This window comes from Microvirga thermotolerans (assembly GCF_009363855.1).
Classification (GTDB): domain Bacteria; phylum Pseudomonadota; class Alphaproteobacteria; order Rhizobiales; family Beijerinckiaceae; genus Microvirga; species Microvirga thermotolerans.
Genome location: NZ_CP045423.1, coordinates 3,335,599 through 3,350,599 on the forward strand (window position 1 = coordinate 3,335,599; position 15,001 = coordinate 3,350,599).

The 15,001-nt window shown below is 70.7% G+C and carries 15 protein-coding genes and 1 riboswitch; of the genes, 9 read left to right on the top strand and 6 right to left on the bottom strand.

Annotated elements, in window-relative coordinates:
- Nucleotides 1-70 precede the first annotated feature (70 nt).
- Nucleotides 71-1,006 (top strand): hypothetical protein, encoded by a 936-nt coding sequence (locus tag GDR74_RS15885; RefSeq protein WP_152587208.1) that lies wholly within the window; start codon nt 71-73, stop codon nt 1,004-1,006.
- On the opposite strand, the gene GDR74_RS15890 is transcribed toward GDR74_RS15885, so the two are convergent.
- From GDR74_RS15890 to GDR74_RS15900, 3 genes are all read right to left on the bottom strand, one after another.
- A complete protein-coding gene (locus GDR74_RS15890; protein ID WP_210251026.1) occupies nt 1,007-1,651 on the bottom strand; it encodes a trimeric intracellular cation channel family protein in 645 nt (214 codons plus the stop codon).
- 315 nt (nt 1,652-1,966) lie between these two features.
- Nucleotides 1,967-2,587 (bottom strand): nucleotide exchange factor GrpE, encoded by a 621-nt coding sequence (gene grpE, locus GDR74_RS15895; RefSeq protein ID WP_152587209.1) that lies wholly within the window; start codon nt 2,585-2,587, stop codon nt 1,967-1,969.
- A 60-nt stretch (nt 2,588-2,647) separates the two neighbouring features.
- The gene (locus tag GDR74_RS15900) at nt 2,648-5,398 is read right to left on the bottom strand and encodes a [protein-PII] uridylyltransferase (protein ID WP_152587210.1); all 2,751 of its coding nucleotides are present in this window, start codon (nt 5,396-5,398) and stop codon (nt 2,648-2,650) included.
- Nucleotides 5,399-5,540: 142 nt separating this feature from the next.
- Nucleotides 5,541-5,618: riboswitch (SAM riboswitch) on the top strand.
- Between the two features lie 36 nt (nt 5,619-5,654).
- Between GDR74_RS15900 and GDR74_RS15905 the strand changes: the two genes are divergently transcribed.
- From GDR74_RS15905 to GDR74_RS15920, 4 genes are read left to right on the top strand one after another with little or no spacing between them, the layout of a single operon-like run.
- On the top strand, nt 5,655-6,620 hold the full coding sequence (locus GDR74_RS15905; RefSeq protein WP_152587211.1) for an aliphatic sulfonate ABC transporter substrate-binding protein: 966 nt from the start codon (nt 5,655-5,657) through the stop codon (nt 6,618-6,620).
- 23 nt (nt 6,621-6,643) lie between these two features.
- Complete coding sequence (locus GDR74_RS15910) at nt 6,644-7,510, top strand: ABC transporter permease (RefSeq protein WP_246179667.1); 867 nt, start codon at nt 6,644-6,646, stop codon at nt 7,508-7,510.
- Nucleotides 7,510-8,298: an ABC transporter ATP-binding protein gene (locus tag GDR74_RS15915; RefSeq protein WP_152587212.1), complete on the top strand. Its 789-nt coding sequence runs from the start codon at nt 7,510-7,512 to the stop codon at nt 8,296-8,298. Before GDR74_RS15910 ends, GDR74_RS15915 begins: the two co-directional genes overlap by 1 nt.
- Nucleotides 8,299-8,318: 20 nt before the next feature.
- Entirely contained in the window at nt 8,319-8,831 is a 513-nt protein-coding gene (locus GDR74_RS15920; RefSeq protein WP_152587213.1) for an OsmC family protein, read from the top strand.
- Nucleotides 8,832-8,842: 11 nt separating this feature from the next.
- Here GDR74_RS15920 and GDR74_RS15925 read toward each other — a convergent pair whose 3' ends face one another.
- On the bottom strand, nt 8,843-10,189 hold the full coding sequence (locus GDR74_RS15925) for a penicillin-binding protein activator (protein ID WP_246179668.1): 1,347 nt from the start codon (nt 10,187-10,189) through the stop codon (nt 8,843-8,845).
- 148 nt (nt 10,190-10,337) lie between these two features.
- On the opposite strand from GDR74_RS15925, the gene rsmI reads away from it, so the two are divergent.
- On the top strand, nt 10,338-11,276 hold the full coding sequence (rsmI, locus tag GDR74_RS15930; RefSeq protein ID WP_152587214.1) for a 16S rRNA (cytidine(1402)-2'-O)-methyltransferase: 939 nt from the start codon (nt 10,338-10,340) through the stop codon (nt 11,274-11,276).
- A complete protein-coding gene (locus GDR74_RS15935) occupies nt 11,273-11,650 on the top strand; it encodes a YraN family protein (RefSeq protein ID WP_152587215.1) in 378 nt (125 codons plus the stop codon). Before rsmI ends, GDR74_RS15935 begins: the two co-directional genes overlap by 4 nt.
- A 16-nt stretch (nt 11,651-11,666) precedes the next feature.
- Here GDR74_RS15935 and GDR74_RS15940 read toward each other — a convergent pair whose 3' ends face one another.
- Nucleotides 11,667-12,539: a LysR substrate-binding domain-containing protein gene (locus GDR74_RS15940; RefSeq protein WP_152587216.1), complete on the bottom strand. Its 873-nt coding sequence runs from the start codon at nt 12,537-12,539 to the stop codon at nt 11,667-11,669.
- Nucleotides 12,540-12,776: 237 nt separating this feature from the next.
- On the opposite strand from GDR74_RS15940, the gene GDR74_RS15945 reads away from it, so the two are divergent.
- On the top strand, nt 12,777-13,004 hold the full coding sequence (locus GDR74_RS15945; RefSeq protein ID WP_152587217.1) for a YjiS-like domain-containing protein: 228 nt from the start codon (nt 12,777-12,779) through the stop codon (nt 13,002-13,004).
- A 13-nt stretch (nt 13,005-13,017) separates the two neighbouring features.
- Here the strand turns inward: GDR74_RS15945 and GDR74_RS15950 are convergent, their stop codons facing one another.
- Entirely contained in the window at nt 13,018-13,887 is an 870-nt protein-coding gene (locus GDR74_RS15950; protein WP_152587218.1) for a lipid kinase, read from the bottom strand.
- A 167-nt stretch (nt 13,888-14,054) separates the two neighbouring features.
- Between GDR74_RS15950 and gshB the strand changes: the two genes are divergently transcribed.
- Nucleotides 14,055-14,999 (top strand): glutathione synthase, encoded by a 945-nt coding sequence (gshB, locus tag GDR74_RS15955; RefSeq protein ID WP_152587219.1) that lies wholly within the window; start codon nt 14,055-14,057, stop codon nt 14,997-14,999.
- The last annotated feature ends 2 nt before the right edge of the window (nt 15,000-15,001 follow it).

Genomic DNA, 15,001 nt, shown 5'->3' on the forward strand with positions numbered 1-15,001 from the left:
CTTGCCTGCGCGCCGCCAGCGGCTATTCATAGGGGCCCTGCACCACGTCGCATCCGGACACCGCCTGGCCATGAGAATCGCCGCCGCCGCCTTCGGCCTCCTTCTGTCGCTCGGCACCGCCCATGCGTCCGAGCCGGTCTTCCCGCCCGCCTCCCGGGTCGGGCTCGTGCCCCTCGAGGACATGGTGCCCTCGAAACGGTTCACGGGCTTCGAGAACCCGCAGAAGGCCGCGGCCATCACCATCACGGAGCTTCCCGCCGACGCCTACGAGCAGCTCGTGGCCGGGATGACCAAGGAATCCCTGCGCCGGCAGGGGCTCGACGTGACCTCCCGCGAGAAGCTGAAGATCGAGGGGAAGACCGGCCTCCTGGTCTCGGGCGCCATGACCGGCCCGGTGAAGGGCCGCAAGTGGGTCCTGGCGGTGAAGGGATCGGACCTCACGGCCCTGCTCGTCGCCCAGGTGGAGGGCGGCAGCGACGGCTACAGCGAGGCCCAGGTGCGGGCGGCGCTGCGGAGCGTGGCCCTGCGCGGGCCGGTTTCCCTGGAGGAGCAGATCTCGGCCCTGCCCTTCCGCATCCGCGACCAGGCCGGGTTCAGGCCGGTGCGGGTGATCGCCGGCAACTCGGTGCTCTTCACGGAGGGTCCGAAGGACACCATCAAGGCCGTGGAGCAGCCCATCCTGATCCTCGGCGCGTCCATCGCCCCCCTCGTCCTGCCCCCGGACCGGCGGGACCAGTTCGCCCAGGCCGCCCTCAACGCCAACCAGGTCCTGAAGGACATCGCCATCGAGCGCTCGGAATCCTTCCGCCTCCAGGGACAGGACTGGCACGAGATCGTGGCCAAGGCCAAGGACGCGGCCTCCGGCGAGCCGGTGACCGTCATGCAGACGATCCGCTTCGACAACGGCCGCTACGTGCGCATGGTCGGCATCGTCCGCGTGGCCGACCGGCAGACCTACCTGCCGCGCTTCCGCAAGGTGATCGACGGGATGGAGACGGCGTTCTGATCAGGCCTCCCCGTCCCGCTCGGGAAAGACCGGGAGCGACCAGCCGCGCAGGATGGCGAGGGCCCGCAGACCGAAGGCGGCGGCGAAGCCCGCCGCGGCGCTCGGGAAGGGCTGAAGCCCCAGCGCCAGGAGGCCGACCATGACCGCCGCGCCCAGCGCAGCGGCGGTGACGTAGATCTCCCTGTGCAGCACGAGGGGCGTGGTTCCGGCCAAGATGTCGCGGATGATGCCGCCGAAGGTGGCCGTCACCGTGCCGAGGGCGACGGCCGAGAGGGCCGGGACGCCGGCGGCGAGCGCCTTTCCGGTGCCGCCCACCGCGAACAGGGCGAGGCCGAGGGCGTCGCCCCAGAGCAGGATCCGCCCCCGCCGCCCGCCGTCGAGGGCGGCGACCCGGCCGGGGCCGAGCAGGAAGACGCCCCCCGCCACGAGGATGCAGACGAGCACGTCGCCGGGATCGCCCACCCAGAAGACCGGCCGCGTGCCGATGAGGAGGTCCCGCAGGGTGCCGCCGCCCACCCCCGTGACCGTCGCGAGCAGGGCGAAGCCGAAGGGGTCCATGCCCCGCCGCGCCGCGACCAGGGCGCCCGTGAGGGCGAAGACGGCCACGCCGACCGTCTCGAAGGGAATGCTGGCGATGGGGCCCACGGGAGGCGCTTTCGGTCGAGGGTTCTGTCACCGCGGGCGGTGCGGCAGGCCTGAGCTTAACCCATGCCGCGCCCCTGCGGAACCGGCCCGCCTCCGGCGCCCGCCGCGGGCTGCCGTCTCCCGTCACGGCCGGACGCGATCCGGCCATCCGCACCTTCGCACGGCAGCGCTGCAAGGATGGGGATCGCCGGGACAAGCCCGGGGATGACGGGGTGGGGGTGTCGGCGCCGGCCTCTCGGAGCGTGGCGCCCCCTCTCCGGCTCTCCCCCGCAAGGGGGAGAGGGCGCGGCGGCGCCTGCCGGGAAGGGCGCGCGCTTAAGACGCCGTGGACGGGTTGTCGGCGTCCTGGGCGGCGCCGTTGCCGGGGGCCTTGGGGCCGCCCCTGGCCACGCCGACGAGGGCGGGCCGCAGCACCCGGTCGCCGATCACGTAGCCGGACTGGACCACCTGGACGACGGTGCCGTTGGGCACGTCGGGGTTGGGCACCTCGAACATGGCCTGGTGGAGGTTCGGATCGAACTTCTGCCCCTGGGGATCGAGCTTCCTCACCCCGTGGCGCTCCAGGGTCTTGAGCAGGTCGCGCTCGGTCAGGTCGATGCCCTCGATCAGGCCCTTGAAGGCGCCCTCCGCGGACTGGCGCACGTCGTCCGGCACGCTCTCGATGGCGCGGCGCACGTTGTCGGCCACGTTCAGCATGTCGCGCGCGAAGTTGGTGACCGCGTAGGCCCTGGCGTCGGCGATCTCGCGCTCCGTGCGCCGGCGCAGGTTCTCCATGTCGGCCATGAGGCGGAGCATCTTGTCCTTCAGCTCGGCCTTCTCCGCCTCGAGAACGGCGACCGGATCGGGAGATTCCTGAGGCGCGGCGTCGCCGGGGGCTTCGGCGCTGGGCTCCGCCTGCGGCGTCGTGTTCTGGTTTTCCGTGTCTTGCGGCTTCATCGTCGATCTGCTGGATGGGAGTGGGGTTCGGGGCACATATCAGGCTCCCGGGGCCACAAATCAAGCGCTGCGCCTCTGGGCCTGTTCCGCCTCCTCGGCCTTGAACACCTCGAGCAGGGCCCGCCGAATCGAGGCCTGGCGGCCCGCATGGGTCACCTTCGTGCCGGTGAGATCGGTCACGTAGAACACGTCCACGGCCTTCTCGCCGAAGGTCACGATGTGGGCGGAGGCGATGTTGAGGTTGAGCTTTCCCAGGGCCGTGGTCAGGTCGTAGAGCAGGCCGGGGCGGTCGAGGCCCGACACCTCGATCACCGTCTGCCGGCTCGACAGGGAATTGTCGATGGAAACCTCCGGCGCCACCTGGAAGGTCCGCGCCCGCTCCTTCGGCGGGCGCTTGCCCGCCACGAGATCGGCGATCCGCACCTCCCCCTTCAGGGCACGCTCGATGGCGGTGGCGACCCGCTCCGCCCGGCGCAGCTCGTCCTCGTCCCGGTCGAAGGCGCGGGAGAGGACGATGGTGTCGAGCGCCATGCCGTCGGTGGTGGTGAAGATCTGCGCGTCCACGATGTTGCCGCCTGCCGCCGCGCAGGCGCCGGTGACGATGGCGAGCAGGCGCGGATGGTCGGGGGAGAGGACGGTGAATTCCGTCACGCCGCGGAAGCGGTCGGTCTCGTAGGCGGTCGAGACGGTGCGCCCCTCCCGGTCGGCGGCGCGCACGAAGCGCGCCTGCTTCACGCGCCGCGCCTCGTCGGTCTTGAGCCAGTAGGCCGGCGCATGTCGGGCCGCGTAGGATTCGAACTCCTCTTCCGTCCAGTCGGGCAGCGCCTCCCGCAGCCGCTCCTGCGCCAGGCGGATGCGCTCGGAGCGGGCGATGTCCACCGCCCCGCCGCCGAGCATCACCTCCGTCTCGTGGTAAAGGTTGCGCAGGAGCTGTCCCTTCCACCCGTTCCACACGCCCGGCCCCACTGCCTTGATGTCGGCGATGGTGAGGATGTGGAGCAGCTTCAGGCGCTCCATGGTCTGGACGGTCTCGGCGAAGCTCCTGATGGTGGCCGGATCCGACAGGTCGCGGCTTTGCGCCGTGTTCGAGGCGAGCAGGTGGTGCTCCACGAGCCAGGCCACCGTGTCGGTTTCCGATTCCGTCAGGCCGAAGCGCGGGCCGAGCTTGCGCGCGATGGCGGCGCCCGCCGTCGAGTGATCCTCCGGCCGTCCCTTGGCGATATCGTGCAGGAACACCGCGACGTAGAGCGCGCGCCGGTTGTGGATGGTGCCGACGATCTGCGTGGCGAGGGGGTGATCGGCCGCCCCCTTGCCGCTCTCGATCTCCGTCAGGACTCCGATGGAGCGGATGAGGTGCTCGTCCACCGTGTAGTGGTGGTACATGTTGAACTGCATCATCGCGACGATGCGGCCGAAATCGGGGATGAAGCGGCCGAGCACGCCCGCCTCGTTCATCAGCCGCAGCACCACCTCCGGCGCGTTGCGCGAGGTGAGGATGTCCAAGAAGAGGCGGTTCGCCTCGGGATCGTTGCGCAGGGTCGGCCCGATCCGCGACAGCGAGCGCGTGGCGAGGCGCGTCGCGTCGGGATGGATCGGCAGGTTGTGCCGGTCCGCGAGCCAGAACAGGCGGATGAGGTTCGCCGGATCGCGCTCGAACGCATCCTCGCTGCGCAGGTTGATGCGGTTGTTGTCGATGACGAAGGCATCGTTCTCCAGGGCGCCCCCGCGCCGGCGGCGGAAGCGGCCGAACATGCGGTCGAGCACGGGACGCTTCTTCGCCTGGCGCGCCTCGAGCTCCGCGCAGACGATGGCGGTGAGGTCGCCCACGTCCTTCGCGATGCGGAAATAGGCCTTCATGAAGCGCTCGACCGCCGAGAGGCCGCCGCGCCCCGCAAAGCCGATGCGCTCGGCGATGGTGCGCTGGAGGTCGAAGGTCAGGCGCTCCTCCGCGCGGCCCGTGGCGAAGTGCAGGTGGCAGCGCACCCGCCACAGGAACTCCTCGCAGCGGGCGAAGAGCTTGAACTCCTCCGGGGTGAACAGCCCGGCCTTCACGAGCTCCTCCGGCTCGCGCACCCGGTAGACGTACTTGGCGATCCAGAAGAGGGTGTTCAGATCCCGCAGGCCACCCTTGCCGTCCTTGACGTTGGGCTCGACGAGGTAGCGCGACGCGCCCGCCTTCGCGACGCGGGCGTCGCGCTCCTTCAGCTTGGCGTCGACGAACTCCGCCGCGGAGGCGGCGACGATCTCCCTGTCGAAGCGGGAGACGAGATCGTCGAAGAGGCCCCTGTCGCCGAACATGAACCGCGCCTCCAGGAGCGAGGTGCGGACCGTCATGTCCGCCCCCGCCTCGCGGAGGCACTCCTCGACGGAGCGCGTGGCGTGGCCGACCTTCAGCTTGAGGTCCCAGAGCACGTAGAGCATCGCCTCGACGACGCTCTCGCTCCACGCGGTCGTCTTGTAGGGCAGGAGGAAGAGGAGATCGACGTCGGATCCCGGCGCCAGGGTCCCCCGCCCGTAGCCGCCCGTCGCGACGACGGCGAGGCGCTCGGCCATGGACGGATTGTCGGCCGGGTAAAGATGCCGGACCACCGCGTCGTGGACGAGACGCACGATCTCGTCCATGCGGTCGGAGAGAAAGCGGGCGCAGGCAAGCCCGTCGCCCTTTTCGAGGAGCCGCGCCTCCGCACTCGCCCGCGCCTCGTCGAGCAGGGTCCTGAGTTCGGGGACCAGCCGCGCCCGCAGTTCCCCCGCGTCGCGGAGGGGAACGTCGCCGAGGCGGGCGAGGACCGGTTCGAGGCTGGAGGCGGCCATGGGCAAACCTTGTGCGGTTCTCTTGGCTTAACATCCCCGCCGCCATTCGCCCATGGGCCTGCGCATACGCGAACGCCGCAGGCGACCCGTCGCGTTCTTTATAAACGATCACGTTTGACATAAGAAACGAATCGATCCTATAAAAAGGACACGCGCCGATTTGAGCGTGCAGCTTGCGGGCGCGAAACAAATGCAGCTAAAGCGCCAGGCGCCGCGACGGACAGTCGGGGCTCCTGCGCCCAGACAGGAGCCTGCCATGCCCCTTCCCTTCTCCCGCCGTCTCTTCCTTGCCGCCGCCCTCGCGTCGGGCTTCGCCGGCGCGGCCGCGGCCCAGCCCAAGGAGGTCCGCATCGACTTCGCCACCTACAACCCGGTGAGCCTCGTGCTGAAGGACAAGGGTTTCCTCGAGAAGGAGCTGGCGAAGGACGGCATCGCCGTGCGATGGGTGCAGAGCCTGGGCTCCAACAAGGCTCTCGAATTCCTCAGCGCGGGTTCCATCGATTTCGGCTCGACCGCCGGTGCCGCAGCCCTCGTCGGCCGCATCAACGGCAATCCCATCAAGTCGATCTACGTCTATTCCCGTCCCGAGTGGACGGCGCTGGTGACGGGCAAGGACAGCTCCATCGCCAAGGTCGAGGACCTGAAAGGCAAGCGGGTCGCAGTGACCCGCGGCACCGACCCGCACATCTTCCTCGTCCGCGCCCTTCAGGACGCGAAGCTCACCGAGAAGGACGTGAAGCTCGTGCTCCTGCAGCACCCGGACGGGCGCACGGCGCTGGAGCGCGGCGACGTGGATGCCTGGGCCGGCCTCGATCCCCTGATGGCGGCCGCCGAGGTCGAAGGCGGCGCGAAGCTCTTCTACCGCAACGCCGGCGCGAACACCTGGGGCATCCTGAACGTGAGCGAGGCCTTCGCGAAGGAGAATCCCGCCCTCGTGACCCGTGTCCTCAAGGCCTATGAGGAGGCGCGCGCCTATGCCCTCGCCAACCCGGCGGAGCTCCGGAAGATCCTCGTCGCCTATACGAAGCTGCCGGAGCCCGTGATCGAGCGCCAGCTGGAGCGCACGGAGCTCACCCACTCCGCCATCGGGCAGGCGCAGATCGACACGATCCTCGCCGCGGGCCTCGCCCTCCAGCAGGCCGGCGTGATCGCAACGGGCACGGACGTCCGCGCCGCGGTGGATGCCCTCGTGGACCGCCGCTTCGCCACCGCGTCGCGCTAGCCCCCTCATCACGGGAGAGCGCCGTGACAGGCCAAGGCACGATCCGATCCCCGGGCCGAGGCTGGTCCTCCCCTCGGGAAACCGCCGCTCTCGCGCCCCTCCTCCTCGCCGGGGAGCGGCGCGCCTTCGACGGGCGCGCACTTCTCGGCCTTTTTCTTCCCCTCGGGGCGGCCCTGCTCTGGGAAGCCGTCGTGCGGACGGGCCTCGCCCAGGGACGTCTCGTGCCCCCGCCGAGCCGGATCCTCACGACCCTATGGGACCTCGCGAGAACGGGCGAATTGCGGGTGCACGTCCTCGTCACCCTCCAACGGATCCTCGCAGGCTTCGCCCTCGGCGCCGCCGCCGGCATTCTCGTCGGCGCCCTCTCCGGATCGAGCGAAACCCTGCGCCGCCTCCTCGATCCGACCCTGCAGGCCCTGCGCGCCATTCCCTCCATCGCCTGGGTGCCGCTGTTCATCCTCTGGCTCGGCATCTTCGAGGCGTCGAAGGTGGCGCTGATCGCGGCGGGCGTCTTCTTTCCGGTCTATCTCGGCATTGCGGGCGCGATCCTGTCGGTGGACCGCAAGCTCGTGGAGGTGGGGCGTGTCTTCCGCCTGTCCAGGACCGGCCTCGTCCGGCGCATCCTGCTCCCGGCGGTCCTGCCGGAGGCGATCGTCGCCCTGCGGTCCGGCCTCGGCCTCGGCTTCATGTTCGTGGTCGCGGCCGAGTTCATGGGCGCATCGGAAGGGCTCGGCTACCTCCTCGTCGACGGGCAGCAGATGGGCAAGCCCGACCAGATCCTGGCGGCGATCGTCGCCTTCGCCCTTCTCGGCAAGGCGGCCGACAGCCTCCTCGTCCTCGCCACGCACCCGCTCGTCCGCTGGCAGGACACCGCGCGGGAGCACCTGTGATGCTTGAACTCGAACATCTCTCCAAGACCTACGCGGACGGGACCCGTGCCCTGTCCGACATCAACCTCTCCGTCCGCCGGGGCGAGATCGTCGCGCTGATCGGCGGCTCGGGCTGCGGCAAGACCACGCTCCTGCGCCTCGTCGCGGGCCTCGACCGGACGAGCGCCGGCGCGATTCACCTCGACGGGGAGGCCATCGGCGAGCCGCATCCCGCCGTCGGGATCGTGTTCCAGGAACCGCGCCTTCTGCCCTGGCTCACGGTCGCGGAGAACGTGGCCTTCGGGCTCTCCCGCCTCGACGCCGCCGAGCGCCGGGCGCGGGTCGCGCACGCCCTCGACAAGATCGGCCTCGCGGAGCATGCGGGCCGCTGGCCCCGCGACCTTTCCGGCGGCCAGCAGCAGCGCGTCGCCATCGCCCGCGCCTTCGTGGCGCATCCGAAGGTGCTGCTCCTCGACGAGCCGTTCTCCGCCCTCGACGCGTTCACCCGCGCGAGCCTGCACGAGCACCTGCTCGGGCTGTGGGAGGAGACGCGGCCGACCGTTCTGCTCGTCACCCACGACGTTCACGAGGCGGTGACCCTTGCGGACCGGGTCGTCGTCATGCAACCCAAGCCGGGTCGGATCTTCGACGAGCTGCCGCTGGCCCTTGCGCGGCCGCGCGATCGTACCGCAACCTCCTTCGAGGCGGCGGCGCGACGCGTGCTGGCGGCGCTCGACGAATCCCTCAACCCCGCACGCCCCCAGCCCCGCCTGGAGCGCGACCGCGAAGCGGCGGCGCTCTGGTGGTGAACGAAGACAAGGACCATGCCATGGACTCGACCCAGCTCCGCGCCCTGCAGGCGCCCCTGAAGGACCGCTACCGGGAAACCCCCGAGGCGGCGACCATCACCCTGAAGGCCCAGGGCACCCTCGACGACGGGAGCATCGCGTGCAAGGTGGAGACCGGGCGCGCCCTCGCCGTCGCAGGCCTCCATCCGGCGACCGGCGGCTCGGGCGCCGAGCTGTGCTCCGGCGACATGCTGCTGGAGGCGCTCGTCGCCTGCGCGGGCGTCACCCTGAAGGCGGTGGCGACCGCCCTCGACATCGAGCTGCGCCACGGCACCGTGAAGGCCGAGGGGGATCTCGACTTCCGCGGCACGCTCGGCGTCGACAAGACCGCCCCGGTCGGCTTCAAGGCGATCCGCCTCGGCTTCGAGCTCGACACCGACGCGCCGCAGGAGAAGCTCGACCAGCTCCTCAAGCTGACGGAACGCTACTGCGTGGTGTTCCAGACCCTGAACAACCGCCCGGAGCTCAGCGCGACGGCGACGCGCCGTGCGTGACCGTGGCGGCTTCAGTGCGCGGCCAGGAGCGCGCGCGGCGGAGCGCTGACCATGACGGCGCCGCCGCCGCGGATCTCCTGCACGGCGAGCGCGCGGTCGTTGGTTCCGTCGGCCTTGAAGCGGAACACGCCGTCGGCGCCCGCAAACCCGGCGGAATTCGTCAGCACGCCTTCCGCGAAGCGCTGCGAGCCGTGCACCTGGGCGAGCGTGGCGGCGAGCGTCACCGCGTCGTAGGACAGGGTGGCGAGGCGGATCGGGTCGGTGTTGAAGCGGGCCCGGTAGCGGGCGGCGAAGGCCTCGAAGCCGCGGCCGTCCGGCGCCGCGAACCACCCGCCCTGAAGGGCCGGAAGGGCGAGGACGCGCGGCTCGTTCCACAGGCCGGTGCCGATGGGCTTGACCCGCTGCGGATCGAAGCCGACCGCCTGGAGGGCCTGGGCGACGGCGGGCAGCCCGTCGCCGCCGTCGGGCAGGAAGAGCGTGTCGGCCTGCGGCGCCGGCCCAGCCACGAGGGAGGCGATGCGCTGCACCGCCGTCCGCTGCTGGCCGGGCACGTAGCGTTCGACGGCGACGACCCGCATCCCCTGCCGCGCGGCGGCCTCGCGGAACTGCGCCTCCGCGACGCTGCCGTAGGTCGTCTGCGGCACCAGCGCGACGACGGAGCGGCGGCCCTGGGACGCCGCATAGGCGATCACGCGGTCCACCTCCTCCTGCACGAGGAAGCTGAGGAGATAGACGCCGCGCGTCGCCACGCCGGTATCCGTGGAAAAGGCGATCACCGGGCGGCCGGACTGCCGCGCGATCTGGCCCGCCGCCTGCACGGAGCCTGCGAAGAGCGGACCGACGATGAGCTCGGCTCCCTCGGCGATGGCCTGGTTCGCGGCCTCGCGCGCACCCTCGGGCGTGCCGCGATCGTCCTTCACGAGGATGGTGAGCGGCGAACCCTGCATCTCGCTCAGGGCGAGCTCCGCGGCGTTGCGCATGCTCTGCGCCGCCACGGCGCCCTGGCCTGCGCCGGAGAGGGGAAGGATCAGCGCCACGCGTACCGGGCCGTTGCCGATGACCTGACCGGCCGGCTGGCCGGTCATGTAGCTGGCGGTTTGGCCGGGGATCTGGCCGGCCTCCTGGACGGCCGGCGGAGCGCCGGAAGCGGGGCCGCCGGCGGCGGGAAGATCGGCATCGAAGATGGGGGGCGAGGGCGGGGCCGCCTTGGCGCTCCGGCGGGGCGGCGCCATGCTTCCCGAGCCGACGCATCCGGCCAGGAACATGGCCGCGACGAGGGAGAGCGCCGCGGCGGCGCGGGGCCCGGAGCGCCGGGAGGCCCGGGGCGCGGCGGCCGACGTGAAAGCAGAGCCTTTCATTCCCTTCCTCCATCCCTTCCGCGGACGCGGAATCCGACAGATCGGGCCGAGATTCGCAGGAAATGGTAAACATAGTTTCCAAGGCCGGCGCGACGGCCCGGCGTCGCGGCTTTTGCTCCCCGGGACCTTCATGCGACAGTGACGGACGATGACGCAGAGAATCGACAACCGGACCCGGCGGCGCGAGCCCGCGGCGCGGGCAGCCACCTTCACCGCCTTCGGCCTCGCCGCCGAGGCCGAGCCTCTCGCCCCCGGCCTCTACGTGGTGGCGACGCCCATCGGCAACCTGAAGGACGTGTCCTTCCGGGCGCTCAGCGTGCTGGCGGCGGCCGACGCGATCCTCGCCGAGGACACGCGGGTCACCAAGACCCTGCTCGCCCATTACGGCATCACCACGCCGCTCGTCGCCTATCACGAGCACTCCAACGAGGCGGTGCGCGAGCGCATGGTCCACCGCATCCGGGAAGGGCAGGCCCTCGCCCTCGTCTCCGATGCGGGCACGCCCCTCGTGTCCGACCCCGGCTACAAGCTCGTCCAGGCCGCCATCGCGGAGGGCCTGCCCGTCACGCCCATTCCCGGCCCCTCGGCGGTGCTCACCGCCCTCGTGGTGTCGGGCCTGCCGACCGACCGCTTCTTCTTCGAGGGCTTCCTGCCGCCGAAGAGCGCCGCGCGGCGGGCGCGGCTCGCGGAGATCGCATCCATTCCCGGCACCCTGATGCTGTTCGAGGGACCGCACCGCCTTCCCGAGATGCTGGCCGATGCGGCCGCCGTCCTCGGGGAGCGGCAGGCGGTGGTGGCGCGGGAGCTGACGAAGATGTTCGAGACGATCCGGCGCGGCACCCTGCCGGACCTCGCGGAGACGTTCGCGAAGGAGGGGCCGCCGAAAGGCGAGATCGTGGTCCTCATCGGCGAGGCGACGAAGGAGATGCGGGCCGGCGAAGCCGACGCGATGCTCGACGAGAAGCTCGCGGCGGCGCTCAAGAACCACTCCATCAAGGACGCCGCCGCCCTCGTCGCGGCGGAGCTCGACCTGCCTAAGCGCGACGTCTATGCCCGCGCCCTCGCGCTCGCCCGGAAGGAGCCATGACGCAAGCCGCCGAGCGTCGCCGCAGGACGTTCTCCTACGGCCAGCGGGCCGAATGGATCGCGCTGCTGTTTCTGTTGTCGAAGGGCTATCGCCCGCTCGCCTGGCGCTTCTCCGCCGCCGGCGGCGAGATCGACCTGATCGTCGCGAGGGGAAGGACCGTCGCCTTCGTGGAAGTGAAGGCCCGCAGCGCGATGGACGACGCGCTCGTCGCCATCGGCGCCGCGAAGCGCCGCCGCTTCGCCCGCGCCGCCCGCGCATGGCTTTCGCGCCACCCCTGGACGGCGGGCATGACATGGCGCGCCGACGCGGTGTTCGTCGCGCCGCGCCGCTGGCCGCGGCACGTGGAGGCGGCGTTCGAGCTGGAGATCGCCTGATCCTGGCGAAGGGCTCCTACGCCACCATGCGGCGCGGGTTCCTGACGGCTTCGCGGATGTGCCGCGCCAGCTCCTGCACGACATGGTTGCCCCCGTCCCTGGGCAGATAGAGATTGACCGTGAAGGGCGGAAGCGGGGGCAGGCCCGCCTCGCGCCCCAGCACCTCCAGCCCCTCCGGCACCGTGGACGCCAGCCAGGCCATCACCGCGATGTCGGCGGCGACCGTGGCAACCTGCGCCGAGGTGTTGGTGACCTCCGACGTGGAGCGCCACTCGATGCCGGCCTTGAGCAGCGCCTCGCGCACGGGCCCGCGGAACGCGCAGTCCGAGCACCCGATGGAGACCGGCAGCGGGCGCTGCCATGCGGCCTCGCCGCCGCGCGCGCCGACCCACACGAGCCTGTCCATCACGAGATTCTCGCCTTCCGGATCGCATGAGGGTTCCGTCGCGAGCACCACGTCGACCTTGCCCGCCTTGAGCTCGGAGCGCAGCTTCACGCTCGATCCGCTGTGCAGGGAAATCTGCACCCGCGGGTAGCTCTGCGCGAACCCCTTGAGGAAGGTCGGCAGGTAGGTCGTGATGATGTCGCTCGGGATGCCGAGGCGCACCTCGCCCTCGTATTCCGGCGTGGTCATCTCGGTCCAGATCTCGTCGTTGAGGGCGAGCAGGCGCTTCGCGCGGCCGAACAGGCGCTCCCCCGCTCCCGTGAGCCTCATGCCGCGCCGGTCGCGGGCAAAGAGCTCCTCCCCCAGCGTCTCCTCCAGCCGCTTGATCTGCTGGCTCACGGCAGCCTGGGTAAGGTTGAGGACCGCGCCCGCGGCCGTCATGCCGCCGGTCTCGGCGACGGCCACGAAGGCGCGCAGGAGGCTGACGTCGAGGTTCCGGGCCATGGGATTTCTCTCATAATGGACGGTTATCCATTCCATTATGAACATTCGTTTCACTTATGCAAGAAGGGGGCGTAAGGTCTTCACATCGCCGCTGGGGGACTTCCGAAAGGCCCGCCGGCAGCCCGAAGCCCCCGCTTCCGCACCGACCTCGGACGCCCCGCGACGCCGCCTCTCATGGCGGCGAACGGAGACGGCTGCCGAAAAGGCCGCGGCGCGGCCTAGACGCAGGAGACCGCCATGTCGCTCGGCATCACGACCACTTCCCTTCCGCTCGTGGAGAGCACCGCCCGGAAGGCCCGCCCGTTTCTCCTCGCCCGGATCGCCGCCGCCCTTGCGGCGGAGATCCGCGTCCGCCGCGACATGCGCCTCCTGTCCGGCCTGGGCGATGCGGCGCTCCACGACATCGGCCTTGCGCGCGGCGGCATCGAGAACGCCGTCCGCTGCGGTCGCGAGCCGCGGCGGTGATCCGGGGCGGACGTCACGGCGCGAAGACCGTGACGGCGCTCGGCCTGATCGTGAAGTGGGCGGGGGTATGGGTGACGATTTCGCCGTCGGCGTTCACGGGGCGCGGAATGCGGGTGCGGATGTCGAACTCCTTGGCGCGCACGGCCCGAACCTCGCGCCAGGCCCCGTGCGCCCCGTTCCTGAACGAGCGCGCCATGAGCGCCAGCTTCCAGGCGCGATTGAACTCGAGGCTGTAGAGGTCGAGATGCTCGTCGTCGATGGCGGCGTCCTTCTCGACCGCGTTGCCGCCGCCGTAGTAGCGTCCGTTCCCCACCGCGATCTGCAGGGTTCTCACGTGCACCGCTTCCGTCTCGCCGATGATCGTCGCGCGGAACGGGCGCGCCTGAGCGAGCACCTTCAGGGCGACGAGCGCGTAGCCGAGACGTCCGAACCGGCGCTTGATGTCGCTCGTGAGCTTCTGCGCCAGCTCGGCGGAGAGGCCGATGCTGGCCACGTTGAAGAAGGGGTGTCCGTTGACGAGGCCGAGGTCGATCTTCCGCATGCGCCCCGCGGCGATCACCTCGGCGGCCCCGTCCAGGTCGAAGGGGATGTCGAGGGTGCGGGCGAGGTCGTTCGCCGTGCCGAGCGGCAGGATGCCGAGGGGCAGCCCCGCCTCGATCACCCCGAGCGCCGCCGCGTTCAGCGTGCCGTCGCCGCCGCCCACCACGACGCAGTCCACCTCCCCGGCATGGGCGGCGATCAGGGGCGAGAGGTCCTCCCGCGTCTCGCATTCGCGATGGACGGGCTCGATCCCGTGCGACTTCAGCACCGCGACCGCCCTCTCGCACTGAGCGGCGCCGCTGCGGCTGTTGGAATTGACGATGAGAAGGGCACGGCGGGGCATGGCTTAACAGATGGCGGGCGGAGCACCGTCTGCAAGGGGCGCGGCCGAAAAGGCCGCGGACGACGGGATCCTGGCGCTCCCTTTCGCTCCCGCGCCGGACGGCTCCGAAGACGGTTGCCATCGGCGCATTTCCAGCCAATAACCTCGCTGCTCACGGAGGCTGACGCATGACCCTGACCGTCGCGATCCAGATGGATCACATCAAAGGCATCAAGATCGCGGGCGACACCGGCTTCGCGCTGCTGCTCGAGGCGCAGCGGCGGGGCCACCGGGTCTTCCACTACACGCCCGACCACCTGAGCCTGCGCGACGGCGCCGTGACGGCGATGGCGGAAGCGGTCGAGGCCCGCGACGTGGAGGGCGACCATTTCACCCTCGGCGAGCCCGAGCGGATCGACCTGTCGCAGGTCGACGTGGTGCTGATGCGCCAGGACCCGCCCTTCGACCTCGCCTACATCACCGCGACGCATTTCCTCGAGCGGATCCATCCGAAGACCCTGGTGGTCAACGATCCGACCCATGTGCGCAACGCGCCGGAGAAGATCTTCGTCACCCGGTTTCCGCACCTCATGCCGCCGACCCTGATCTCCCGCGACAAGGGCGAGATCGAGGAATTCCGCCGCGAGCACGGCGAGGTGGTGATGAAGCCCCTCTACGGCCACGGCGGCGCCAGCGTGTTCAAGATCGGCCGCGAGGATCCGAATTTCGGCTCGCTCTACGACCTCTTCGCGGCCACCTTCCGGGAGCCGTGGGTGATCCAGCGCTTCCTGCCGAAGGTGACCGAGGGCGACAAGCGCATCATCCTGATCGACGGCGAGGCGGCGGGCGCGGTGAACCGGGTTCCGGCCGCCAACGACATCCGCTCCAACATGGTGCGCGGCGGCGCCGCGAAACCCACGGATCTGTCGCCCCGCGAGCGCGAGATCTGCGAGACCATCGGGCCGGAGCTCAGGCGCATGGGCCTCGTCCTCGTCGGCATCGACGTGATCGACGGTAACCTCACGGAGATCAACGTCACCGCGCCCACGGGCCTGCGCGCCATCAAGCGCCTCGGCGGGCCGGACCTTTCCGTGAAGGTGTGGGACGTGATCGAATCGAAGGTGAAGCGCTGAGC

What these genes read in the sequence shown, in the direction of transcription:
- GDR74_RS15885 (WP_152587208.1), top strand. Translation starts at nt 71, where the DNA reads ATGAGAATCGCCGCCGCCGCCTTCGGCCTCCTTCTGTCGCTCGGCACC.
- grpE (WP_152587209.1), bottom strand. Translation starts at nt 2,587, where the DNA reads ATGAAGCCGCAAGACACGGAAAACCAGAACACGACGCCGCAGGCGGAG.
- GDR74_RS15900 (WP_152587210.1), bottom strand. Translation starts at nt 5,398, where the DNA reads ATGGCCGCCTCCAGCCTCGAACCGGTCCTCGCCCGCCTCGGCGACGTT.
- GDR74_RS15905 (WP_152587211.1), top strand. Translation starts at nt 5,655, where the DNA reads ATGCCCCTTCCCTTCTCCCGCCGTCTCTTCCTTGCCGCCGCCCTCGCG.
- GDR74_RS15915 (WP_152587212.1), top strand. Translation starts at nt 7,510, where the DNA reads ATGCTTGAACTCGAACATCTCTCCAAGACCTACGCGGACGGGACCCGT.
- GDR74_RS15920 (WP_152587213.1), top strand. Translation starts at nt 8,319, where the DNA reads ATGGACTCGACCCAGCTCCGCGCCCTGCAGGCGCCCCTGAAGGACCGC.
- GDR74_RS15925 (WP_246179668.1), bottom strand. Translation starts at nt 10,189, where the DNA reads ATGAAAGGCTCTGCTTTCACGTCGGCCGCCGCGCCCCGGGCCTCCCGG.
- rsmI (WP_152587214.1), top strand. Translation starts at nt 10,338, where the DNA reads ATGACGCAGAGAATCGACAACCGGACCCGGCGGCGCGAGCCCGCGGCG.
- GDR74_RS15935 (WP_152587215.1), top strand. Translation starts at nt 11,273, where the DNA reads ATGACGCAAGCCGCCGAGCGTCGCCGCAGGACGTTCTCCTACGGCCAG.
- GDR74_RS15940 (WP_152587216.1), bottom strand. Translation starts at nt 12,539, where the DNA reads ATGGCCCGGAACCTCGACGTCAGCCTCCTGCGCGCCTTCGTGGCCGTC.
- GDR74_RS15945 (WP_152587217.1), top strand. Translation starts at nt 12,777, where the DNA reads ATGTCGCTCGGCATCACGACCACTTCCCTTCCGCTCGTGGAGAGCACC.
- GDR74_RS15950 (WP_152587218.1), bottom strand. Translation starts at nt 13,887, where the DNA reads ATGCCCCGCCGTGCCCTTCTCATCGTCAATTCCAACAGCCGCAGCGGC.
- gshB (WP_152587219.1), top strand. Translation starts at nt 14,055, where the DNA reads ATGACCCTGACCGTCGCGATCCAGATGGATCACATCAAAGGCATCAAG.